This is a genomic window from Nocardioides sp. Root1257, assembly GCF_001425175.1.
Classification (GTDB): Bacteria; Actinomycetota; Actinomycetes; order Propionibacteriales; family Nocardioidaceae; genus Nocardioides.
Map to the genome: position 1 here is coordinate 1096802 of NZ_LMDV01000008.1, position 23144 is coordinate 1119945.

The window sequence follows — 23144 nt, forward strand, 5'->3', positions numbered from 1 at the left end:
GGACGCACCCGCGTCCTAGTGTCGGAGTCGTGTCAACGACGACGCACGATGCGGACAAGTCTGCCCTTCTCACCCAGGCCATCGAGGTCGCTCGCAGCGGAAGGGGGAGCGGCGGCCCGCCGCACGAGTCCGTCGACGCGCTGCTGCTCGCCTACTACCGCCGGGTGGCCACCGAGGACATCGCCGAGCGCTCCGACGTGGACGTGTACGGCGCCTTCGCGTCGCACTACCGGCTGGCGGGCACCCGCCCGCAGGGCACCGCCCGCGTCCGGGTCTTCACGCCGGGGCCGAGCGACCAGGGCTGGTCGGCGGACGGCCACTCCGTGGTCGAGGTCGTCGTCGACGACATGCCGTTCCTCGTCGACTCGCTGACGATGGAGCTCTCGCGCCAGCTGCACGACGTGCACCTGGTCATCCACCCGCTCTTCGACGTCGTCCGCGACATCACCGGCACGCTCCAGGAGGTGCGCCCGGTCGCCGTCGGCGACGCCGAGGTCGACGAGGGCGACGGCGTCCGCGAGTCGTGGATGCACGTCGAGATCGACCGGATCCCCGAGGACGAGGACGTCGCCGCGCTGGAGGACTCGATCCAGCGGGTGCTGCGCGACGTCCGCGAGTCCGTCGAGGACTGGGACAAGATGCACGCGCAGGTCGCGGAGGTCGTCCGTGAGCTCGAGGCCGACCCGCCGACCGGGGTCGACCCGGACGAGGTGAAGCAGACGGCCGCGCTCCTGCAGTGGCTGGGCGACGCGCACTTCACGTTCCTCGGCTACCGCGAGTACCGCCTCGAGCAGCAGGGTGAGGACGAGTACCTCCGCGGTGTCCCCGGCACCGGCCTCGGCATCCTGCGCGCCGACCAGGACATGGGGACGACGTCGGGCCGGCTGCCGGCCGCGGCCGCCGCCAAGGCCCGCGAGAAGACGCTGCTGGTGCTCACCAAGGCCAACTCGCGCTCGACGGTGCACCGCCCGGCGTACCTCGACTACGTCGGCGTCAAGAAGTTCGAGAACGGCGAGGTCGTCGGCGAGCGACGCTTCCTCGGCCTCTACTCGAGCGCGGCGTACACCGAGTCCCTCACCCGCATCCCCCTGCTGCGCGAGCGCGCCGCCGCGGTGCTGAACCGCATCGGCTTCGAGCCGATGAGCCACGACGGCAAGGCGCTGATGGACACGCTCGAGACCTATCCGCGCGACGAGCTCTTCCACACGACGGTCGACGAGCTGGCGCCGATGGCGGAGCAGGCGATGCACGCGCGCGAGCGCCGCCAGCTGCGGATCTTCATCCGGCGCGACACCTATGGGCGCTACGTCTCGGTGCTCGTCTACCTGCCCCGCGACCGCTACAACACGACCGTCCGCGAGCGGTTCTCCGAGATCCTGCGTGAGCGGCTGGGCGGCGAGTCCGTCGAGTTCACGGTCCGGCTCACCGAGTCGACGACCGCGCGCGTGCACTTCGTCGTGCACCCGGCGAAGGGCGCATCGATCCCGGAGGAGTTCGACACCGCCGACCTGGAGCGCCGGATGGCCGACGCGTCCCGGTCGTGGCGCGACGACTTCACCACCGCCGTCATCGCGGGGTACGGCGAGGAGGACGGCGCCCGCCTCGCCCGGGGCTTCCACGCGTCGTTCCCGGAGGCGTACAAGGAGGACTTCTCGCCCCGCATCGCGGCCGCCGACGTCGGTCGTCTCGAGGCGCTCCAGGTCGTCGACGACCGCGGCGGCATCGACCTGTCGCTCTACGAGGACCTGGACGCGGGCCGCGGCGAGGCCCGGCTCAAGGTCTTCCGGGTCGGATCCCCCCTGTCGCTGTCGCAGGTCCTCCCGATGCTGTCGTCGATGGGCGTGGAGGTCGTCGACGAGCGGCCCTACGAGCTCGACGGGCTGGACCGTCCGACCTACATCTACGAGTTCGGCCTGCGCTACGGCTCCGGCATCCCCGACAAGGGCCGCGAGCTGTTCCACGACGCGATCCGTGCGGTCTGGGACGGCTTCAACGAGATCGACGGCTTCAACGCCCTCGTGCTCGCGGCGGGCCTGACCTGGCGGCAGGCCACGCTGCTGCGCGCGTACGCGAAGTACATGCGGCAGGGCGGCTCGCCGTTCGCCCTCGACTACATCGAGGAGGCGCTGCTCAACAACGTCGACATCACCCGTCTGCTCGTGCGCCTCTTCGAGGCGCGGTTCGACCCCAGCGCGGCAGACCCGGGCGCCGACCGGTCGTCGACGGAGGAGGGGATCGAGGAGCGGATCGCCCGCGCGCTCGACGACGTCGCGAGCCTCGACCACGACCGCATCCTGCGGTCGTACCTGACCCACGTCCGCGCGACGCTGCGCACCAATTACTTCCAGCCGGCCGCCGAGGGCGGACCGAAGCCCTACATCTCGCTCAAGCTCGAACCCGACGCGATCCCGGACCTCCCGGCCCCGCGGCCGAAGTACGAGATCTTCGTCTACTCGCCCCGGGTCGAGGGCTCGCACCTGCGCTTCGGCGCCGTCGCGCGCGGCGGCCTGCGCTGGTCGGACCGACGCGACGACTTCCGCACCGAGGTGCTCGGCCTGGTGAAGGCGCAGATGGTGAAGAACACCGTGATCGTGCCGGTCGGCGCCAAGGGCGCGTTCTTCTGCAAGCAGCTGCCCGACCCGGGCGACCGGGACGCGTGGCTGGCCGAGGGCGTCGCCTGCTACACGACCTTCATCTCCGGCCTGCTCGACATCACCGACAACCTCGTCGACGGCGCGACCGTCCCGCCGCGCGACGTGGTGCGCCACGACGGCGACGACTCCTACCTGGTGGTCGCGGCCGACAAGGGCACCGCGACGTTCTCCGACATCGCCAACGGCGTCTCGAAGGACTACGGGTTCTGGCTGGGCGACGCCTTCGCCAGCGGTGGCTCGGTCGGCTACGACCACAAGGCGATGGGCATCACCGCGCGCGGCGCCTGGGTCTCGGTGCAGCGGCACTTCCGCGAGCGCGGCATCGACTGCCAGACCGAGGAGTTCACCTGCGTCGGCATCGGCGACATGTCCGGAGACGTCTTCGGCAACGGCCTGCTCTGCTCGGAGAAGACGCTGCTGGTGGCGGCCTTCGACCACCGCGACATCTTCCTCGACCCGACGCCCGACGCGGCCGCGTCGTACGCCGAGCGCAAGCGGCTCTTCGACCTGCCGCGGTCGAGCTGGCAGGACTACGACAAGGACCTGATCTCGGCGGGCGGTGGCGTGTACTCGCGCTCGCTCAAGCGGATCCCGATCGACGACGCGGTGCGTACGGCGCTCGGCATCGGCGCCGGCGTCGAGGCGATGACGCCCGCGGACCTGATGAGCGCGATCCTCAAGGCGCCGGTCGACCTGCTGTGGAACGGCGGCATCGGCACGTACGTCAAGGGCTCGTCGGAGTCGCACGCGGACGCCGGCGACAAGGCCAACGACGGCATCCGGGTCGACGGGCGCAACGTCCGCGCCCGGTCCATCGGCGAGGGCGGCAACCTGGGTCTCACGCAGCTCGGGCGCATCGAGTACTCCCGCGAGGGCTGCGACGGCGTGGGCGGCCGGATGAACACCGACTTCATCGACAACTCCGCGGGCGTCGACACCTCCGACCACGAGGTCAACCTGAAGATCCTGCTCGACCGGGTCGTCAAGGACGGCGACCTGACGGAGAAGCAGCGCAACCAGCTGCTGGCCGAGATGACCGACGAGGTCGCTGCCCTGGTGCTGCGCGACAACTACGAGCAGAACATCGCGCTCGCGAACGCCCTCGACCACGCGCCCTCGATGCTGCACGTCCACGAGGAGTGGATGGGGCGGCTCGAGCGCGACGGGTTCCTGGATCGCGAGCTCGAGGGACTGCCGTCGGTGCAGGAGGTCCGCCGTCGCGACGACAGCGGCGAGGGCCTCTCGGCGCCCGAGCTGTCGGTGCTGCTCGCCTGGACCAAGATCGTGCTCGAGCAGGAGCTGCTCGACTCCGACCTGCCCGACGACCCGTACCTCGACCTCGACCTGCGCGCCTACTTCCCGACCCAGGTCCGCGAGGGCTTCGGTCCCCAGGTGGAGCAGCACCCGCTGCGCCGCGAGATCATCGTGACCCAGGTGGTCAACGACCTGGTCAACGGCGCGGGCATGACCTACTGGCCGCGCCTCGCCGGCGAGACCGGGGCGACCGCGGGCGAGCTGACCCGGGCCAACTTCGTGGCCCGGGAGATCTTCGGCTCGCTCGACCTGCGCCGGGAGCTGATGACCTTCGACAACCAGCTCGACGCCGCGCTGCAGACCCGGATGCGCCTGGAGATGCGCACCCTCGTCGAGCGGGCCTCGCGCTGGCTGGTCAACAACCGCCGGCCACCGCTGGACAGCGCCGGCACGGTGGAACAGTTCTCGGCGCCGGTCCAGCGCACGATGGCGGAGCTGCCCGAGCTGATGATCGGCCGGGAGCTCGCGGCGTACGTCGCGCGCAAGGAGTCGCTGGAGGCCTCGGGTGTCCCGGAGGCGCTGGCGTCCCGGATCGCGGTCCTGCCGCCGGCGTACATGCTGCTCGGCGTCATGGAGGTCGCGAACCGCGAGGACGTCGACCCCGCTGTGGTCGCTCGGGTGCACTTCGCCCTCGGCGAGCGGCTGGGCCTGCCCGGGCTGGTGCAGCGCATCCTCGGGCTGCCGCGCGCGGACCGGTGGCAGACGATGGCGCGGGCGGCCCTGCGCGACGACCTGCACGCGGTCCACGCCCAGCTGACCGGACAGGTGCTGGCGCGGACGTCGGCCGACGACTCCGCGGAGGCGCGGATCGCCGCGTGGGAGGACGCCGAGTCGGTCGTCGTGCCCCGCGCGGTGGCGACGCTCGAGGAGATCTGCACGGACGACGCGGCCGACCTGGCGCGACTCTCGGTCGGGCTGCGGGTCGTGCGGGGACTGCTCGCCTCCGGCTGATCGCGCGACGGGGCCAACCTCGGAGGACGTTCGATGCATCAGAGGGGTGTGGACTTCGACGAGTTCTTCCGGGCGAGCTGGCCGCGTCTCTACCGGACGGCGTACGCCGTCGCCGGTGACGCGGCGTCGGCGGAGGACGCGCTCCAGGGTGCGTACATGAAGGCCTACGCCTCCTGGCGTCGGGTCAGCCGGGCCGAGCACCCGGAGGCCTACGTCCGCAGGATCGTCGTCAACGAGATCCTCGGCACCCGCCGCCTCGGCTGGTGGCAGCGCGAGCGACCCCACGCGGCGCCCGAGCCGCCAGGTCGGGTGGCGCCGCCGGACGTCGGGATCGTCCAGCACGATGCCGTGTGGAGCGCCGTGCAGGGTCTGCCGCCGCGGCAGCGCGCCGTGGTCGTGCTGCGCTACTACGAGGACCTCTCCGAGGAGCAGATCGCCGAGGTCCTCGGCTGCTCCCGCGGGACGGTCAAGTCCCAGGCCTCGGCCGCGCTCGCCAACCTGCGTCGCGACGCGGCCCACCTCTCGATCGGAGAACGCCCATGACCACCGACCTGCGCGAGCTGTTGCACGACGAGATCGACCGCGTCATCGCCCCGCCCGGCGACCTGGACGCCGTCCGGGCCGGAGGGCAGCGCCTGCGTCGACGTCGAGGTGCCGCTGCCGTCGCCGGCGCGGCCCTGGTCGTCGGTGCCGTCGTGGCGGGCTTCGCCGTCGGCGGGTCGACGGACCCGGGGTCCGAGCGCGGTGTCGACCCGGTCGGCAGGCTCGACTTCTCCCAGGGCCTGCGTGCGTACGCCGATCCGGGCGAGGTGATCCACCTGGGGGGACGCGAGTTCGGCGCGGCGCGGATGTCGTACCTGGACACCGACGCCGCGGCGACGCCGTACGGCGTGCTGTTCTACGACCGCGGGCGCCCGATGCTCCTCGAGGAGTCGGGGGTCAGCGTCGCCCTCGAGACCGACGTGGACGCCACCCGGAGCCACCCGACCGCCAAGGCCGACTCCCAGTCGCCCCTCGTCGCCTACGGCGTCACCCGGGACGGTCAGGCCGAGGCGGTCGTCCGCGACCTGTCGTCGGACGAGCAGGTCGGGCGTCTCGCGGTCCCGCAGGGGACGATCATCGACGCGCTGGACGCCGGTGTCGTGTTCCTCCGCACGGACGACGGGACGACCACGTGGGACCCGAGGACGGGCGAGACCCAGGACCTCGCCGGGCCGGAGACGCGCGTCGCCGACGTGCGCAACGGCGTCCTGCTGTACGACGGCCCCGCGCCCGACGGTCCGGCGGCTGCGGCGTACCGGCTGGTGAAGGGGACCGTCGACGCACAGCTCACCTTCGACGGCGGGCACGTCCTGGACTGATCCCCGGTCCTCGCCTCGACGACAGGAGGAGCGCCCCTGCGCCTCGACGTCCCGAAGGGCGTCCAGTTCTTCACCATCGACACCGACGGCTCCGTGCTCGCGGCGGTGCGCGGCTCGCGGCCGAAGGCGACCGTGTACGACTGCGAGCTCCCGTCGGGGTCGTGCGAGCGCCTGGGCACGATCGCCGGTCGCGGTGGCGACCCGGAGTTCATCGGCAACGACATGTGACCGTCGGTAGGCTGCCGGGCATGGACCTGGCCGGGGTGGCGGAGATCGCGCGCACGGCCGCTGGTGGCACGCACGGCGCTCGCCAGGCGGCCGAGGCCGCACTCGCCCGCATCGCCGACCGCGACCCTGACCTCAACGCCTTCTCGCGGGTGCTCGCCGAGGAGGCGCTGGCGGAGGCCGACGCCCGTGACGCCGCGCTCGCGGCGGGGCAGGCGCCCGGCCCGCTGCACGGCGTACCGATCGCCATCAAGGAGGAGATCGACGTCGCCGGCACGGTGACGACCTTCGGCGGCGAGGGCAACTCGACGCCCGTCGCCGACGACGCCGAGGTCGTACGACGGCTGCGGGCCGCGGGCGCCGTGGTCATCGGCAAGACGACGATGCCGGAGTTCGGCGCCTTCCCGTTCACGGAGTCGGTCTCGCGCGGCATCACCCGCAACCCGTGGGACCGGACCCGCACACCCGGCGGCTCCAGCGGCGGTACGGCGGTCGCCGTCGCCTCGGGCATGGTGCCGGTCGGCATCGGCGGCGACGGCGGTGGCTCCATCCGGATCCCCAGCGCGAGCTGCGGGCTCTTCGGGCTCAAGCCGCAACGCGGTCGGGTGACCACCGCGCCGCACCCGCACCTCTGGTTCGCGCTCGGCACCGCCGGCCCCCTGACTCGCTCCGTGCGCGACAGCGCGCTGGTCTACGACGCCATCCGCGGCAACGTCGAGGGCGACCTCTACACCGCGAGCGGGGACGAGCCCTTCGTCGACGCCGCCGAGCGGGAGCCCGGGCGGCTGCGGATCGGCTGGTCGGTCAAGCCGGTGTCGCTGGGGGTGAGGCCGGACCCCGTCCACGTGCGGGCCGTCGAGGACACCGCGCGGCTGCTCGCCGACCTCGGCCACGACGTACGACCCGTCGAGCCGCGGTACCCGGACCCGACCGCGGCGTTCGTCCCGCAGTTCTTCGCCGGCATCCGCGCCGAGGCCGCGCTCGTCGAGCACTACGACCGGCTCGAGCGCCGCACCCGCGAGACCTGCCGGCTCGGCTCGTGGGTCTCGCCCCGGGTGGTCGAGTGGGCACTCGGGCAGACCGAGAAGGTGTCGACCAAGGCCAACCGGGTCTTCCAGGACGTCGACGTCCTGCTGACGCCGGCGATCGCGCACCGGCCGCCCCCGGTCGGTCGGCTCGACGGTGGCGGCACGGTCCGCGCCTCGCTCCGGTCGATGCCGTCGATCGCGTACGCCGCGATCTGGAACGTTGCCGGCAACCCCGCCGCGTCGGTGCCCTGCGGGACCGCCGCCGACGGCCTGCCGGTCGCCGTCCAGCTCGTCGGCCGCACCGACGACGAGGCCACGCTCTTCTCGCTCGCCGCCCAGCTGGAGCGGGCCCGGCCCTGGCCGTTGGTGACACCGTGACGGCCACCGTCGCCTCGATCACGCTCGACTGTGCCGACGCCCTGGTGGTCGGCCGGTTCTGGTCGGAGGTGCTCGGCCGACCGCTCGACGACGGCGCCTCGAGCGACTTCGCGGCCATCGACTTCGCAGGTCGTCGCGACACGACGGGCTGGGCGGCGCTCGGGCCGGGCGACCAGCCGACCTGGCTCTTCGTGCGGGTGCCGGAGCCCAAGACCGCCAAGAACCGGCTGCACCTGGACCTCGCGGCGCCCGACGTCGAGGCGGAGGTCGCCCGCCTCGTCGGGCTCGGCGCGACCCGCGTCGCAGACACCGACGAGTTCGGCTACACCTGGACCGTGATGGCCGACCCCGAGGGCAACGAGTTCTGCGTGGCTACAGCAACATCGACACCGCCGCGCTGACGCCGACCACCACGATCAGGCCACGCAGGACGGTCGGGTTGAGCCGGCGGCCGACCCGCGCGCCGACGTACCCACCGACCACCGAGCCCGCCGCGAGCAGCGCGACGGCGGTCCAGTCGAGCTCCGCGACCGCGATGAAGATGACGCTCGCGACCAGGTTGCTGGCGAGGATCGCCAGCGTCTTGAGGGCGTTGAGGATCCGGAACTCGAGGTTCGACCCGAAGCCGAGCACCGCCATCATCATCACGCCGGAACCGGCGCCGAAGTAGCCGCCGTACACGCCGACGAGGGTGGAGAAGAACGTCGTGGTGGGGGAGAGCCGGGTGCGCTCGTGGGGTGCCTCGGCGGCCGTCTTCCGCAGCCAGCCGCTGATCCGGGGCTGGGCCCCCACGAGCAGGCAGGTGCCGAGGATCAGCCACGGGACGACCGCCTCGAACACCCCGGGCGGCAGCGCGAGCAGCAGCACGGCGCCGCCGACCGCCCCGAGGGCGCAGGTGCCGATGATCGTGGCCGTGACGACGGGGTGCTCCCGGAGTTCCGCGCGGTAGCCGATCGAACCGGTGATCGCGCCCGGGGTGAGCCCGACCGTGTTGGAGGCGTTGGCCACGACCGGCGGGAGCCCGACGGCCAGCAGGATCGGGAAGCTGAGCAGCGACGCGACCCCGACCGTGGAGGTCATGATCCCCGCTCCGAGGCCCGCCCCGAGGACGGCGAGGTGTTCCAGGCCGGTCACCGGGTAACCGTAGACGAAGCCGCTCGTGTGAGCGGGGTCACTCGGGACCCCTGCGCGCGGCCGTGAAGGGATGGCCCGCATGGGACCGGAATGGGTAGCGATCATCGCGCTCGTCGCACTGTTCGTCATCGGCACGGTGCTGCCGATCAACATGGGAGCGTTGGCGTACGTCGCTGCGTGGTTGGTCGGCATGTACTCGCTGAACCTCGATGAGAAGGAGATCCTCGCCGGTGTCAGCGGTGACCTGATCCTGACCTTGATCGGGGTGACCTACCTCTTCGCGATCGCGCGCAACAACGGCACCGTCGACCTGATCGTGCAAGGGGCGGTGCGCGGTGTCGGTGGCCGGGTCGCGCTGATCCCGTGGGTGATGTTCGCGGTGACCGCGGTGCTGACCGCGATCGGTGCGGTCAGCCCGGCCGCGTGCGCGATCATCGGCCCGATCGCGCTGGGCTTCGCCGGGCGCTACGGCATCAGCCCACTGATGATGGGCATGCTCGTCGTGCACGGCGCCCAGGCCGGCGGGTTCTCGCCGATCAGCATCTACGGCACGATCACCAACTCGGTGATGCGCGAGAACGACCTGCCCAACAGCGAGCTCACGATCTTCCTGTCCAGCCTGGTGATCAACACGATCATGGCGGCGATCCTCTTCTTCGTGCTCGGCGGCCGGCGCCTGTGGTCGCTGCGGATCGACCCGTCGGAGGAGGAGCCCGAGGGCAGTGGCCCGGGTGGCTCCGGGGGAGGGACGGCCGTCGCCACCCGGACCGTCGTCACCCGCGACCAGGTGCTGACGTTGATCGCGTTCGTCGGGGTCGCCGTCGTCGCGCTGGCCTTCGACAAGAACATCGGCTTCGTCGCGATCACCGCGGCGGTCATCCTCTCGATGCTCGCGCCGGAGCAGAACAAGGACACGGTCAAGCAGATCGCCTGGCCGACCGTCCTGCTGGTCGCCGGCGTCAGCACCTACGCGACGATCCTCGAGACCGCCGGGTCGCCGGAGTTCGTCGGCAACTGGGCCGCCGGCCTCGGCACGGCCGTCCTCGGCGCGCTGATCCTCTGCTACGTGGGCGGCGTCGTCTCGGCGTTCGCGTCGTCGACGGCACTGCTCCCGGTGATCATCCCGATCGCGATCCCGCTGATCGCCGACGGCGGCGTCAGCGCCGGGCTCTTCGTGGCCGCGCTCGCGGTGTCCTCGACGATCGTCGACGTCAGCCCGTTCTCGACCAACGGCGCGCTCATGCTCGCGAACCGCCCGGACTCGATCGGCGAGCAGACCTACTACAAGCAGATCCTCACCTACAGCGTGATCGTCGTGCTGGTCGGACCGCTGCTGGTGTGGACGGCGCTGGTGCTGCCGGGCTGGTGATCAGGCGATCGCGACCAGGTGGGCGATCACGACCGGTGCCACCGCCTTGGACCTGATGATGTGGGACTGTCCGGGAAGAACGTGCAGCTCGCCGTCGGGTACGGCGGCGGCCAGGGCCGCCTGCCCGTTGCGCATGTAGGTGGGGCTCTTGCCGCCGGTGAGCGCCAGGGTCGGGCAGCGGACCCCGTCGTAGTAGCCGGTCGGCAGGGGCTCGCCCTGCTCGAACGGCACCACCATCGACAGGTCGTGGGGGAGCGTGTGGGCGACGGCGGTCAGCTTCCGCCACACGGGGAGCAGGCGCGTCACGGCGACCACGGGGCCCGGTGCGCCGACGGTCCTCATGAACAGCCGCACCGCGTCGCCGCGACGGTCGTCGTCGACCATCGCCTGCAGCTGGTCCGGCAGGTCGAGGTCGTTGGGGGCATGGGTGTCGTCGATGATGAGCGGCACCTCGTAGGTGATGAGCCGGTCGATCGCGACGTCCCGACGAGCGGCCTCGAGGGCGAGCGCACCTCCCGACGAGGAGCCGAAGACGTGGGCGTGGCCGCCCGCGGCCGCGATGACGGCGGCGAGGTCCTCGACCTCGCGCTCCACGTCGTACGCCGTGGCGCCGGCGTCGCTCTCCCCGCGACCGCGTCGGTCGTAGACGTGCACGGTGAAGGAGTCCTGGAGCGCCTCGGCGAGGTCGCGGGACGGCCCCATCGTGCGGCTGCAGAGCGCGCCGTCGACGACGACGAGGGCCGGGCCGGCGCCGCGGGTCTCGTACGCGATGCGGGTGCCGTCCGCGGAGACGGCGTACTGCGTGGTGGTCATGAGCTCTCCTCGGCGCGCCTGCTGAGCAGCGCGCGCTCGTCGTCGTTGCGGGTCAGGGCGGCGGCCTCGCGGAACGCCGCGGCCGCCTCGGTGCTGCGTCCGGCGCGTGCGAGCAGGTCGGCACGGACGGCGATCGTCAGGTGCGAGCCCGCGAGTGCGGGGTGGTCCCGGACCGCGTCGATGATCGCCAGGCCGGCAGCGGCGCCGTGGGCGCGGCCGTGCGCGACCGCGCGGTTCACCTCCACCACCGGTCCGGGGGCGGCGACGGCGAGGATGTCGTACAGGCGCGCGATCTCCGCCCAGTCGGTGTCCTCCGGCCGGCGGGCGCGGGCGTGGCAGGCGGCGATGGACGCCTGGAGGACGTAGGTGCCGACGGGGTGCCCGGCGAGCCCGAGCCGCTCCGCCTGCGCGAGGGCCGCCTGGCCGCGTCGGACCAGCAGCTGGTCCCACCGGCGGCGGTCCTGGTCCTCGAGCAGGACCGGTCGGCCGTCGGTGTCCTGCCGGGCCGCCAGCCGGGAGCCCTGGAGCTCGAGCAGCGCCTGGAGGCCGTGGACCTCGGGGTCGTCGGGCACCAGGCCGGCGAGGATCCGGGCCAGCCGCATCGCCTCCAGGCACAGGTCGGGCCGGGTCCAGTCCGGGCCGCTGCTCGCGGCGTACCCCTCGTTGAAGATCAGGTAGACGACGGCCATCACGTCGGCGACACGCGCCCGGCGCTCGGACCCGGTCGGCATCTCGAGGGTGGCGCCGGCATCGGCGAGCTGCCGCTTCGCCCGGGAGATGCGCTGCCCCATGGTCGCGTCCTTGACCAGGTAGGCGCGGGCGATCTCCGGGGTGGTGAGACCTCCGACGAGACGCAGCGTCAGGGCGGTCCGAGACTCGGGCGCGAGCACCGGGTGGCAGCTGAGGAAGGCGAGCCGCAGCACGTCGTCCTCGATGAAGTCCGGCTCGGGCATCTCCTCCCCCTCTCCGTGGATCGCGAGGTCGTGCGCGAGCTCCGTCGTACGCCGGCGCAGGGTGTCGTTGCGGCGGAACGCGTCGATCGCCCGCCGCTTGGCGACCGCCATCAGCCAGGCGCCCGGGTTGCTCGGGACGCCCGCGTCGGGCCACTGCTCGAGGGCGGCGACGAGGGCGTCCTGGGCGAGGTCCTCCGCGAGGTCGAGGTCGCGGGTGATCCGGGTCAGGGCGGCGACGAGCCGGACCGACTCGTGCCGCCAGACCGCGGTGATGGCCTCCTGCGTGGGCTGGTCGCTCACCGCCTAGTTGTCCGGGCCCCAGATCGGCCGGACCTCGACGGCACCGTTCCAGCCCGGCCAGTGCTGCTGGTGCAGCTCGAGCACGCGGCGCGCACCTTCGACGGCCTCCTCCTGGGTCCGGGCCTCGACGATCGAGAAGCCGCCGACGATCTCCTTCGCCTCGGCGTACGGCCCGTCGGTCGTGGTGATCGCCCCCTCGGTCAGCCGGAGCTCCACGACCTGCTCACCCCCGCCCAGCCCGCCGGCCAGGATCATCGAGCCGTCGGCGAACGCCCGGCCCATCTCGGCGTCCATCGCCTCGAACAGCGCCGGCGGCGCCTCGCCCACGTCCGGGGCCATCTTCACGAACACCATGTAGCGCATCTGGTTCTCCTGGGGGTCTCGGTGCTGCTGTCACCCACACGTCGGTCGAACTCTTCCGGTTTCGACACCGACGTGCCACCGATCTCATCGGTGGTCGTCGGTCGCTCCGGTGGTTGAGGAAGGCGCGGACGCCGCTCTGGTGGTTGTGGAAGGCGCGGACGCCGCTCCGGTGGTTGAGGAGGCGCGCTAGCGCCGTCTCGAAACCCCCGAAGCCGAGGCAGGGCGGCGACCTCGGCTTGCGGGTCCGTCGTGGCTTGCTCGCCGACAGGCTGGCTACGCGGGCACGGCGGGCTCGGGTCGGCGTCGTTTCCCGGCCTGCGGGTGGCCTGCGGGTGGCCTTCGGTGGGCGTCAGCGAACAGCGGGGAAGATCTGGTGCACCAGGTGGATCAGACCTTCCCTGCAACCCGCGATCGGTGGTTGAGGTGCGGGCGGAGCGAGCCTGAAGCCATCCCACCGACAACCCGAACCGGTGCCCGAAGATAGATGATAAAAGTTCCCAGACCCCTGTGAATATGGGGGTTCTGAGCCTCTCAGTGTCGGTGGTGCCTGGGAGAATTCTTCTCATGACAGCCCAGACCACACCCCGACACCAGGTCACGGTGGCGACCGCGCGGATGCGCGACCTTGCCACCGGCCTGGCCTCCGCGTCGGTGTGGTCGATGGACCCCGTCGAGACCGCGACCACCCTGGTCGAGCTCACCAGGCTCGAGGCCCAGGTGGCCGAGCTGAAGGCCCGGGTCGCGATGCACGCCGACGAGATCGAGGTCGGTGACACCGCCGGTGCGACCAGTACGGCGAACTGGCTCGCGCACGCCACGAAGCAGACCCGCCCGGCGGCACACCGAGCCGTGCGGTTCGGCTATCAGCTCGACACCCACCCGATGGTCCGTGAAGCACTTGCGGCGGGTCAGGTGTTGGCCGACCAGGCCCACGTGATCATCGACGCCGTCACCAAGCTCCCCGACGACCTCGACCCCGACCTCGTCACCCGGGCCGAGACACACCTCGTCGAGCAGGCACAGGACCACGACGCACGAGCGCTGCGGATCCTCGGCCGCCGGCTCCTCGACGTCATCGACCCCGCCGCTGCCGACGCCCACGAAGCCCGCCTCCTCGAGAAGGAAGAGCAAGAAGCCGCCAAGGCCTGTCGGCTCACGATGGTCGACGACGGCCACGGCAAGGTGCACGGCAGGTTCACCCTCCCGACCCTGGCCGGCGCCCGGCTCAAGAAGATGCTCCTCGCCCTGGCCGCCCCCAAGCACCAGGCCGCGACGCACGGCCCCGGGGTGGAGCGCCGCCCCGGCCCCGAGCGGATGGGCCGCGCGTTCGCCGAGCTCATCGACCGGATCCCCGCCGCCGTGCTGCCCCAGGTCGGCGGCACCGACGCCACCATCGTGGTCACCCTGTCCTACGAGTCACTGATCGGGCAGATCGAGCAGGCCGGGATCCTCGACACCGGCGAACACATCTCACCAGGTGCCGCCCGCAGGCTCGCGTGCACCGCCCGGATCATCCCCGCCGTCCTCGGCAGCCAGTCCGAGGTCCTCGACCTCGGCCGGTCCCGCCGGTTCCACTCGAAGGCCCAACGGATCGCGCTCGCCCACCGCGACGGCGGCTGCACTGCCCAGGGATGTGACTGGCCACCCGGCCTCTGCCACGCCCACCACGACCCACCCTGGTCACAAGGCGGCACGACCAACCTCGACCACGCCCGACTCCTCTGCCCCCGACACCACGCCATCGCGCACCGCCAGATCGAGTTCCACCTACGGACGTAGGCGCGGAGTGGTGAGGTCGCCGGACGCCGTGCCCGATCGGCCCGTCCGCGCGACCAGGCCCGGAGCTGAGCTCGATCGTCGTACGATGTGCGAGCATCGCGGGGGAGCATGGAGCTCTGTCGTCTTCTTGGGAGATCGCTGCTTCATGTCACGCACACGGGTCTTGTCCCGGCCTATCGTCTTGCTGCTGGCTCTGTCTCTGGCACTGGTCGGACTGGGCGGCACGAGCGTCAGTGCTTCGGCGGTCACAGCCAGGCACATCACCGGCACGGTCACCGGTACCGACGGCGTGCCGCTGGGCAACATCACAGTGATCGCCAGCTTCTTCTGTAGCTGTGAGGGCTTCGGCCCCGGCCCCGCCACGCAGACCGCAGACGACGGCACCTACGACCTCTACGTCGCAGCCAGTGACGACTCCCTCACGCAGGACACCGCCTTCGTGAGCTTCGAGGATCCCACGGGGGTCTACGCCACCGAGTTCTACAACAACGCCGTCTCCGTGTGGGGGTCGTACGGCATCGGGCCGCAGGGGGCGAGCGGGGTCGACGTCCGTCTCGAGCTCAGTGGTCACATCGCAGGCACCGTGGCCGAGGCCGACGGGACCCCCATCGCCGGGGCATCGGTCACCGTCGACTTCGCTGACCCCAACGACTCTGGCTGGCTTGACACGCGGGTGCGCACCAAGACCGCCGAAGACGGCAGCTACGACGTGTCCAGACTGCCGGCCAGCACCTACTCCCTCACGATCACCTCGCCGTACGGGACTGTGGAGTACCCGAAGCTCGTCGTCGCCGCCGGGACCACCGTTCGGAGGAACGTCCGATTCCCGTACGCCCAGCAGGTCGACAACCGGAGACGACCCAGGATCGTCGGCAAGGCGAAGGTCGGTCACAAGGTCACCGCGAAGCCAGGTGCGTGGAATCCCTCGCGCGTGACGCTGAGGTACCGGTGGGTGGTCGGCGGAAGACCAGTCGCCCGGGCGACGCATGCTTCCTACCGGCTCAGGGCTGCTGACGTCGGCAAGAGACTTCGGGTCCGGGTCACTGCCTCCGCACCCAAGTTCAGGAGCCGCACGGTGACGTCCGAGGCTCGGACGATCCGAGCCAAGCACTCATCGCCACGCACGCGCCGCTGACCAACGCAGCCCCGCGCGCTCAGCTGGCCTTCTTCGCCGCGGCCTTCTTGACGGGCGCCTTCTTCGCGGCCTTCTTGGCCGGCGTCTTCTTGGCCGCCGACTTCTTCGTCGCGGTCTTCTTGGCGGGCTTCTCCTCGGACGACGGCTCGCCCCGGGCGGTCTTGGCGGCGTCGACGGAGCGCTGCAGCGCGGCGAGCAGGTCGACGACCTCGCCGGAGGACTTGGTGGAGGTCTCGGTGCGCTTGACCTCGCCGCCCTCGATCTTGGCCTTGACCAGCGCCTCGACGGCTCCGGCGTAGTCGTCCTCGAACTCGGAGGCGTCGAAGTCGCCGGCGAGGGTCTCGACGAGCATGTTGGCCATCTTGACCTCGGCCGGCTTGACCTCGCCGGTCTCGACGGAGAAGTCGGGGACGCGGACCTCGTCGGGCCACATCATCGTCTGCAGCACGATCACGTCGTCCTTGACCCGCAGCACGCCGACCGTCGTGCGTTGCCGCAGGGCGACGGTCACGACCGCCATCCGGTCGGCGTCCAGGAGCGCCTGGCGGAGCAGGGCGTAGGGCTTGGCGCCGGTGTTCTCGGGCTCGAGGTAGTAGGACTTCTCGAAGAGCATCGGGTCGATCTGGTCGGACGGCACGAACTTCTCGACCGAGATCTCCCGCGACGACGTCGACGGCAGCTCGGCCATGTCGTCGTCGGTGAGGATGACCATCTCGCCGTCCTCGGTCTCGTAGCCCTTGGCGATGTCGGCGTACGCGACCTCCTCGCCGTCGATCGAGCAGACCCGCTGGTACTTGATCCGGCCGCCGTCCTTCGCGTGCACCTGCCGGAAGGACACGTCGTGCGACTCGGTCGCGGCGTACAGCTTCACGGGCACGCTGACCAGCCCGAACGACACGGCGCCCTTCCAGATTGCTCGCATAGTGCTCAGTATGACCGGCGGGACCGACGCCACTCATCGAACGCCTCGCGCGAGGTCCGCGTCGGGGTGTAGCCGAAGACCTCCTTGAGGCGGGTGTTGTCGAGCACCGGGCGGTACTGGAGGAACATCGTCTGCTCCGGCCCGTACGGCGTCAGGCCGAGCCGCGAGCCGACCGCGAGCGCGGCGCGCAGCACCGGCTCGGGGATCGTCAGCACCGGCTTGTCGAGCAGCGCGGCGATCTCGGTGATCGTCAGCGCGCCGTCGCCGGCGACGTTGAAGACGCCGGTGACCGGCCCCGTCACCGCCTGCTGGATCACGTCGACGACGTCGGTGTCCCAGATGAACACGAACGGGGACTCCGAGCCGCGGATCCTGAGCAGCCGCTTGCGCTCGAACAGCGCGGTGATCTGGTTGTCGACGGACGTCCCGAGGATGGTGCCGATCCGGAGCACCACCTGCTCGAGGGACGGGTACGACGGGAGCATCTCCTCGACCAGCCGCTTGTGGTGGCTGTAGGCGAACGCCTCGTTGCCCCGCACGGGCTGGTCCTCGGTGATCCACGCCGGGTTGTCCGGGTGGTAGCCGTACGCCGCGCCGCTCGACGACACCACCACCCGGCGTACGCCGTGCTCGACGCACGCGTCGAGGACGTGCCGGGTGCCGGTGACGTCGACGGCGTACTCCAGCTCGCGGGTGGAGTCCGGCCCCGGCGTCACGATCGACGCCAGGTGCACGACCACCTCCGGCCGGACCGCCCCGATGACGGCGGTGACCGCAGCCGAGGACGTCACGTCCATGACGACGGACGGCGGGCGCAGGTCGGCACTCACGACGTCGTGACCGGCGGCCGTCAGGCCCGCGACGACGGAGCGGCCGAGGAAGCCGCCCCCTCCGGTGACCAGGACCTTCATGCCGCCACCACCTCCGCCGTGCGCCGCTTCCACAGGCCCGCCACGACCAGGCCGGCCAGGATGTCGTAGAGGCCCCACCAGGCCGCCACCAGCGCCATCCCGCCGAGACCGTCGAAGTAGGCGAAGACCAGCACCAGCCCGAGGCCGGTGTTGCGGACGCTGACCTCGAACGTCATGGCCTTGCGGCTCCGGCTGGGCAGCCCGGTGGCGCGAGCCACGCCGTAGCCGAGGCCGAGGGCCATGAGGTGCTGGATGAAGACGGCGAGCAGCACGAGGGTGATGTAGTTCGTGAAGATGTCCCAGTTGCCGATGAACGCCAGCACGATGATCAGCAGCAGCAGGACGAAGGAGACCGGTCCGACGATCTTGTGGGCGCGGTGGGCGAACCGCGGCCAGAGCCGGTTGATGGTGACGCCCGCGACGAACGGCAGCCCGATCACCAGGGCGATCTCGACGAACGTCTTCACCGGGTCCAGGTCGACGTCGCGGAGCAGGTCGTCGCCGGCGGGGGACAGCCCGGCCCAGAACGCGAAGTTGATCGGCAGCATGACGATCGTCAGCAGGTTGCTGATCGCGGTCATCGACACCGACAGCGCCACGTCGCCGCCGGCCCGGTGGGTGAGGATGTTGGAGACGTTCCCGGGTGGGCAGCAGGCGACCAGGATCATGCCGAGCGCGATCGAGCCACGGACGTCGAGCACGATCGTCAGGAGCAGCGTCAGCGCCGGCAGCAGCAGGAACTGCGCCACTATGCCGACCAGGATCGGGAAGGGCCGCCGCACGACGGCGGTGAAGTCCGAGATCTCGATGTCCAGCGCGATGCCGAAGAGGATCGTCGCGATCACGATCTTCAGCACCGTCTGGGCGCCCGAGCTGAAGTCGATGCTGATGTGGTCGATGTCGGTCGTCAGTGCAGTCACCAGGGGCAGGAGCATCAGCGGAGCCTCTCGATCTCGGTGCGCACCGCGGAGCGGTAGGCGTCCTTGTTGACGTAGTAGGACATCCGCTCCAGCCCGAGGTAGTGATATCCGCCCGAGAGGTCAGGGCGAGGGCCGGCGACCCGGTCCTCGAGGGCGCGCGCCGCGCCCGGGTCCGTCGACCTGGCTCGCAGGTACGACGCCACCAGCTCGGCCTGCTCGTAGCGCCCCTGCCAGCCGATCCCGGACGCCTCGATCATGCCGAGCACGAAGAGGTTCGGGTCCTCCTGCGTGAAGATGTTCAGGTAGAGGTCCGGCGCGCTCCCGTGTCCCGCCCAGCGCAGCAGCTCCGGGCTCAGGAACGGGTAGTGCAGGTGGTAGCCGGTGGCCAGCAGGATCACGTCGTACGCCGTCCGCGAGCCGTCGGCGAAGACGACCCCGTCGCCGTCGAACCGGTCGATGTCGGGCCGCACGCTGAGGTCGCCGTGGCCGAGGTGGTGGAGCACGAGAGAGTTCACGATCGGGTGCGACTCGTAGATCTTGTAGTCGGGCTTCGGGAAGCCGAACCGCACCGGGTCGCCGGTGAACATCTTGAGCACCCGCGAGTCGATCGCCTGCTTGATCCTGGGCGGCAGCGGCTTGCCCTGGTTGAGGGTGTCGGAGGGCTTGCCGAAGAGGTACTTGGGCACGAAGTAGTAGCCGCGCCGCACCGACATGTCGACCGAGGCCGCGTGGTGCACGGCGTCGACGGCGATGTCGCAGCCGGAGTTGCCGGCGCCGATGATCAGCACCCGCTTGCCCGTGAAGACGGACGGCGACTTGTACGCGCTCGTGTGCAGGACCTCGCCGTCGAAGCTGCCCGCGAACGTCGGCACCGAGGGCTCGCTCAAGGTCCCGTTGGCCGCGATCACGCCCGCGTGACGGCGCTCCGTGCGGCCCCCCGGTCCCTCGCTGACGACGAGCCAGCCGCCGTCGCCCGACGGCCGCGCCGACACCACCTCGGTGCCGAAGCGGAACCCGTCGGCCAGGGAGTACGTCGACGCGAAGTCGCGGAAGTAGCCGAGCAGGTCGCGGTGCGAGGGGTAGTCCGCCACCTCGTCGCGCATCGGGAACTCGCTGAACTCCGTGGTCCGCTTCGACGAGATCAGGTGGGCCGACTCGTAGACGGTGCTCCGCGGCCCGCCGATGTCCCACAGCCCGCCGACGCCCGACGCCAGCTCGTAGCCCGACCAGGGGATGCCGGCGCGCTGGAGGTTGCGCGCCGCGGCGAGGCCGGACGGGCCGGCGCCGATCACGGCGTACGACTCCTGATTGTCGAGCGGGTCGGTCGAGTTCACGGAAGGCATGATGTCGCCATGCGTCCGATGCTGGCTACCCGGGGCACCCACGTGCCCGACGGCGAGGCGTGGACGCACGAGGTGAAGTGGGACGGCGTCCGGGCCCTCACCGACGTGCGGGACGGCGTCGTCCGGATGACCAGTCGCAACGAGAACAACATCACCGTGGCCTGGCCGGAGCTGTCCGCCAGCCCGCTCGGCGAGCGCGACCTGCTCGTCGACGGCGAGATCATCGCGCTCAACGAGCGCGGCCTGCCCGACTTCCGCACCCTGCAGGAGCGGATGCACGTCCGCAACGCGAAGACGATCGCCCGGCTCGCGGACGCCGTCCCCGCGATCTACATGGTCTTCGACCTGCTCCGCCTCGACGGCACCGACCTGACGGGGGAGCCGCTGGAGCGCCGGCGCGAGCTCCTGACGGGGCTCGGTCTCGACGGCTCGTGGCAGGTCCCCGCGCCGTACGACGACGGCGGGATGCTCTTCGACGCGACCCTCCAGCAGGGGCTCGAGGGCATCGTCAGCAAGCGCCGCGCGTCGACGTACCGCCCGGGGGAGCGCAGCCCGCACTGGCTGAAGTTCGCGCACCGCCACCGACTGTCCTACGTCGTGGGCGGCTGGCGCCCGCAGGAGGGCACCACCGACCGGCTCGCCGCGCTGCTCGTGGGGGAGCCGACGCCCGACGGGCTGGTCTACCGGGGCCGCGTGGGCAGCGGGATCGGGCCGAAGCAGGGGGCGGTGCTGTCCGAGCTGGTGACCGCCCTCGGTCGCACCGACAGCCCGTTCGCCGACGAGGTCCCTCGGATCGACGCCCAGGGCACCCGCTGGCTGGAGCCGGTGCTCGTCGTGGACATCGACACGCACGGTCGTGGGTATGACCGGTTGCGACAGCCCTCGTTCCAGGGGGTTCGTGCCGACCTCGCTCCGGAGGACCTGCTGTGAAGACCCGGTTGCTGGCCCTGCTCGCCCTGCTCGTCGGACTGACGGCCGTCTCCGCGCCACCTCCGGCCGACGCGGCCCCGACGGTGCGGCTGGACGGCGTGACCGTGCGCCTCCAGGACGGCACCCGCCAGGTCGTCACGGTCAACCGCACCAGCGGCCACTACGCCCGGGTGACGCTCTGGGGCTACAGCGACGGCCGCTGGCAGCAGCGGCTGCAGGCGACCGACGGCCGCATCGGGTACGGCGGCCTGGTCGCCGCCCGGCACCGCAGGCAGGGCACCGGCACCACGCCCCTCGGCACCTTCGGGCTCCCTTCGGCGTTCGGCATGCACGCCCGGAGCTCCGCCTGGGCGCTGCCCTACCGCCAGGTCCGCCGCGGCGACTTCTGGGTCGAGGACAACGCCTCGCGCTACTACAACCGCTTCCGGAACCAGAGCCAGGGCGGGTTCCGCTGGTGGCTGCCGTCGAGCGACCCGAACGCGTCCGAGCGGCTCACGGACTACCGCACGCAGTACGAGTGGTCGATCCTGGTCGACTTCAACCGCGGTCAGGTGCGCCACCGCGGCGCCGGCATCTTCCTGCACGTCAACGGCTCGGGCGCCACGGCGGGCTGCGTCAGCGCGCCGAGGTGGTTCATCAGGTCGCTGATGTCCCGGCTCGACCCCGACCACCGCCCGCTGATCGCGATCGGCCGCTGAATGGCACCGCAGCCGGAGAAGGAGGAGATCCGGGTCGACGTGGAGGGCCGCACCCTCACGATCAGCAACCTGCACAAGGTGCTCTACCCGCGCACCGGCTTCACCAAGGGCGAGGTGCTCAACTACTACGCCCAGGTCTCGCCGGTGCTGCTGCCGCTCCTCAAGGACCGCTGCGTGACCCGGATCCGCTGGCCGCACGGCGTCCAGGAGGGGAGCTTCTTCGAGAAGAACACCCCCGCCGGCACGCCGTCCTGGGTGCGCACCGCGAAGGTGCCCACCACCGGCTCCCGTGCGCAGTCCACGAGTGACACCCTCGTCTTCCCGATCGTCGACGACCTCGCCACCCTCACCTGGCTGGCCAACCTCGCCGCGCTGGAGCTGCACGTCCACCAGTGGACCGTCGGTCGCAACGGCCGGCCCCGCAACGCCGACCGGCTCGTCATCGACCTCGACCCGGGTGAGCCGGCCGGCCTGCACGAGTGCTGCCAGGTCGCGCTGCTGGTGCGCGACAAGCTCGCCGAGCGCGGCCTCGCCACCCGGCCGGTGACCAGCGGGAGCAAGGGCCTGCACCTCTACGCCGACCTGCCGAAGCGACTGCCCTCCGACGAGTCCACGGCGCTGGCGAAGGAGGTCGCCGAGGAGCTCCAGGGCGAGCACTCCACGCTCGTCACCGCGACGATGACGAAGGCGCGTCGCGGCGGCAAGGTCTTCCTCGACTGGTCGCAGAACGCCGGCTCGAAGACCACGATCTCGCCGTACTCCCTGCGCGGGCGCGAACGTCCGGCAGTGGCGACACCGGTCACGTGGGCCGAGGTGGAGTCAGGCGCCGAGGACCCCTTCGGGCTGGAGCAGTTCTCGCCGGAGCAGGTCCTCGCCCGGGTCGCCGAGCTCGGGGACGTGTTCACCGCCCCCGAGTGACCGCGACGACCGGCGCCTGGCGGTAGCCGACTTCTGTTACCAAACGGTGGGTCCGGTGTTGACCGGTCGTGGAGGCGCGGGTCCTAGCGTTCTCGTCAGGATCACACCACCAGCCGGGAGACACCATGACGATCGCCACCACCGCGCCGAGCCGGGTCTCGGCCGCGCAGGCGAAGCGGTTCATCATCCCGGTCGCCGTCATCGCGGGGCTCGCGCTGCTGGCATCGGTGGCCGGGATCCCGTGGACGGGTGCCAGCGAGGCGGCGACGGGGATCCGCCTCCAGGCAGAGCCCGGGCAGGGCGCCACCCTCACCATCAGCAAGATCGAGCCCGGTGACTCGGCGACCAGGACCGTGACGATCCGCAACTCCAGCACGACCGAGTCGCGGCTCTCGTTCGAGGAGAACGCCGACCCGGCCACCTTCGCCGGCGGCGCGCTCGAGCTGAAGATCCAGCAGGACGGGCACACCGTCTACGACGGTGCGTTCGGCGAGATGAACGACGTGACGCAGGACGTCGGCAACCTCGCCCCGGGCGGGTCCAGCACGTTCACGTTCACGGTGTCACTGCCCGATGACGCGCCGTACGCGAACCAGGGGGCACCGGCGGTCGCGACCTACACGTGGGTCAACACCGACGCCCCGGAGGAGTGATCCTCCGCAGCACCCACAACTGAAGACCTGGTCTGACGACCGCCACCCGCGTCTCTGGGGGGAACGCGGACGGTCATCGTCGGACCACGACA

21 protein-coding genes are annotated in these 23144 nt (G+C 71.3%); 13 read left to right on the top strand and 8 right to left on the bottom strand.

The genetic code is table 11. The features are described from left to right. Positions 1-29: 29 nt before the first annotated feature. The 6 genes from ASC77_RS13295 to ASC77_RS13315 all read left to right on the top strand — a co-directional run bounded on the left by ASC77_RS13295 (position 30) and on the right by ASC77_RS13315 (position 8312). Positions 30-4919: an NAD-glutamate dehydrogenase gene (locus ASC77_RS13295; protein ID WP_056153369.1), complete on the top strand. Its 4890-nt coding sequence runs from the start codon at positions 30-32 to the stop codon at positions 4917-4919. Between the two features lie 33 nt (positions 4920-4952). Next, positions 4953-5462 (top strand): SigE family RNA polymerase sigma factor, encoded by a 510-nt coding sequence (locus ASC77_RS13300; protein ID WP_056153370.1) that lies wholly within the window; start codon positions 4953-4955, stop codon positions 5460-5462. Next, on the top strand, positions 5459-6280 hold the full coding sequence (locus tag ASC77_RS13305; protein ID WP_056153374.1) for a hypothetical protein: 822 nt from the start codon (positions 5459-5461) through the stop codon (positions 6278-6280). The genes ASC77_RS13300 and ASC77_RS13305 overlap by 4 nt, the downstream gene beginning before the upstream one ends. Positions 6281-6373: 93 nt before the next feature. After that, positions 6374-6508, top strand: coding sequence for a hypothetical protein (locus tag ASC77_RS27715; RefSeq protein WP_268788421.1), 135 nt, complete (start codon positions 6374-6376; stop codon positions 6506-6508). Between the two features lie 20 nt (positions 6509-6528). Beyond that, entirely contained in the window at positions 6529-7911 is a 1383-nt protein-coding gene (locus tag ASC77_RS13310; RefSeq protein ID WP_056153377.1) for an amidase, read from the top strand. Continuing rightward, positions 7908-8312 carry a VOC family protein gene (locus ASC77_RS13315; protein ID WP_056153380.1) on the top strand — a complete coding sequence of 135 codons (405 nt, stop codon included), beginning with the start codon at positions 7908-7910 and terminating at the stop codon, positions 8310-8312. Before ASC77_RS13310 ends, ASC77_RS13315 begins: the two co-directional genes overlap by 4 nt. Here the strand turns inward: ASC77_RS13315 and ASC77_RS13320 are convergent. Continuing rightward, positions 8284-9045 (bottom strand): sulfite exporter TauE/SafE family protein, encoded by a 762-nt coding sequence (locus tag ASC77_RS13320; protein WP_056153384.1) that lies wholly within the window; start codon positions 9043-9045, stop codon positions 8284-8286. The two genes, ASC77_RS13315 and ASC77_RS13320, sit on opposite strands and share 29 nt — an antisense overlap. A 79-nt stretch (positions 9046-9124) precedes the next feature. Here ASC77_RS13320 and ASC77_RS13325 point away from each other — a divergent pair, with 79 nt between their 5' ends. Then, a complete protein-coding gene (locus tag ASC77_RS13325) occupies positions 9125-10414 on the top strand; it encodes an SLC13 family permease (protein WP_056153387.1) in 1290 nt (429 codons plus the stop codon). On the opposite strand, the gene ASC77_RS13330 is transcribed toward ASC77_RS13325, so the two are convergent. The 3 genes from ASC77_RS13330 to ASC77_RS13340 are packed head-to-tail and all read right to left on the bottom strand — an operon-like array spanning position 10415 to position 12843. Further along, complete coding sequence (locus ASC77_RS13330; RefSeq protein ID WP_056153392.1) at positions 10415-11227, bottom strand: alpha/beta fold hydrolase; 813 nt, start codon at positions 11225-11227, stop codon at positions 10415-10417. Continuing rightward, entirely contained in the window at positions 11224-12480 is a 1257-nt protein-coding gene (locus tag ASC77_RS13335; protein ID WP_200944977.1) for an RNA polymerase sigma factor, read from the bottom strand. Before ASC77_RS13335 ends, ASC77_RS13330 begins: the two co-directional genes overlap by 4 nt. Positions 12481-12483: 3 nt before the next feature. Further along, complete coding sequence (locus ASC77_RS13340) at positions 12484-12843, bottom strand: YciI family protein (protein WP_056153396.1); 360 nt, start codon at positions 12841-12843, stop codon at positions 12484-12486. A 564-nt stretch (positions 12844-13407) separates the two neighbouring features. Between ASC77_RS13340 and ASC77_RS13345 the strand changes: the two genes are divergently transcribed. Beyond that, positions 13408-14622 carry an HNH endonuclease signature motif containing protein gene (locus ASC77_RS13345; protein WP_162249825.1) on the top strand — a complete coding sequence of 405 codons (1215 nt, stop codon included), beginning with the start codon at positions 13408-13410 and terminating at the stop codon, positions 14620-14622. Positions 14623-14803: 181 nt separating this feature from the next. Further along, the gene (locus ASC77_RS13350; RefSeq protein WP_162249826.1) at positions 14804-15757 is read left to right on the top strand and encodes a carboxypeptidase-like regulatory domain-containing protein; all 954 of its coding nucleotides are present in this window, start codon (positions 14804-14806) and stop codon (positions 15755-15757) included. Between the two features lie 19 nt (positions 15758-15776). Here the strand turns inward: ASC77_RS13350 and ASC77_RS13355 are convergent, their stop codons facing one another. From ASC77_RS13355 to ASC77_RS13370, 4 genes are read right to left on the bottom strand one after another with little or no spacing between them, the layout of a single operon-like run. Next, positions 15777-16679, bottom strand: a complete 903-nt coding sequence (locus tag ASC77_RS13355) for a Ku protein (RefSeq protein WP_056153404.1) — start codon at positions 16677-16679, stop codon at positions 15777-15779. Between the two features lie 5 nt (positions 16680-16684). Continuing rightward, positions 16685-17590: an SDR family oxidoreductase gene (locus ASC77_RS13360; protein ID WP_056153406.1), complete on the bottom strand. Its 906-nt coding sequence runs from the start codon at positions 17588-17590 to the stop codon at positions 16685-16687. After that, the gene (locus tag ASC77_RS13365) at positions 17587-18525 is read right to left on the bottom strand and encodes a bile acid:sodium symporter family protein (protein ID WP_056153410.1); all 939 of its coding nucleotides are present in this window, start codon (positions 18523-18525) and stop codon (positions 17587-17589) included. Before ASC77_RS13365 ends, ASC77_RS13360 begins: the two co-directional genes overlap by 4 nt. After that, positions 18525-19844, bottom strand: coding sequence for a flavin-containing monooxygenase (locus ASC77_RS13370; protein WP_200944978.1), 1320 nt, complete (start codon positions 19842-19844; stop codon positions 18525-18527). The genes ASC77_RS13365 and ASC77_RS13370 overlap by 1 nt, the downstream gene beginning before the upstream one ends. 18 nt (positions 19845-19862) lie before the next feature. Here ASC77_RS13370 and ligD (ASC77_RS13375) point away from each other — a divergent pair, with 18 nt between their 5' ends. From ligD (ASC77_RS13375) to ASC77_RS13390, 4 genes are all read left to right on the top strand, one after another. Next, positions 19863-20783, top strand: coding sequence for a non-homologous end-joining DNA ligase (gene ligD, locus ASC77_RS13375; protein WP_056153416.1), 921 nt, complete (start codon positions 19863-19865; stop codon positions 20781-20783). After that, positions 20780-21481 (top strand): L,D-transpeptidase family protein, encoded by a 702-nt coding sequence (locus ASC77_RS13380; protein WP_056153419.1) that lies wholly within the window; start codon positions 20780-20782, stop codon positions 21479-21481. The genes ligD (ASC77_RS13375) and ASC77_RS13380 overlap by 4 nt, the downstream gene beginning before the upstream one ends. After that, positions 21482-22399, top strand: a complete 918-nt coding sequence (ligD, locus tag ASC77_RS13385) for a non-homologous end-joining DNA ligase (RefSeq protein WP_056153422.1) — start codon at positions 21482-21484, stop codon at positions 22397-22399. Positions 22400-22524: 125 nt separating this feature from the next. Then, positions 22525-23052, top strand: coding sequence for a hypothetical protein (locus ASC77_RS13390; protein WP_056153425.1), 528 nt, complete (start codon positions 22525-22527; stop codon positions 23050-23052). The last annotated feature ends 92 nt before the right edge of the window (positions 23053-23144 follow it).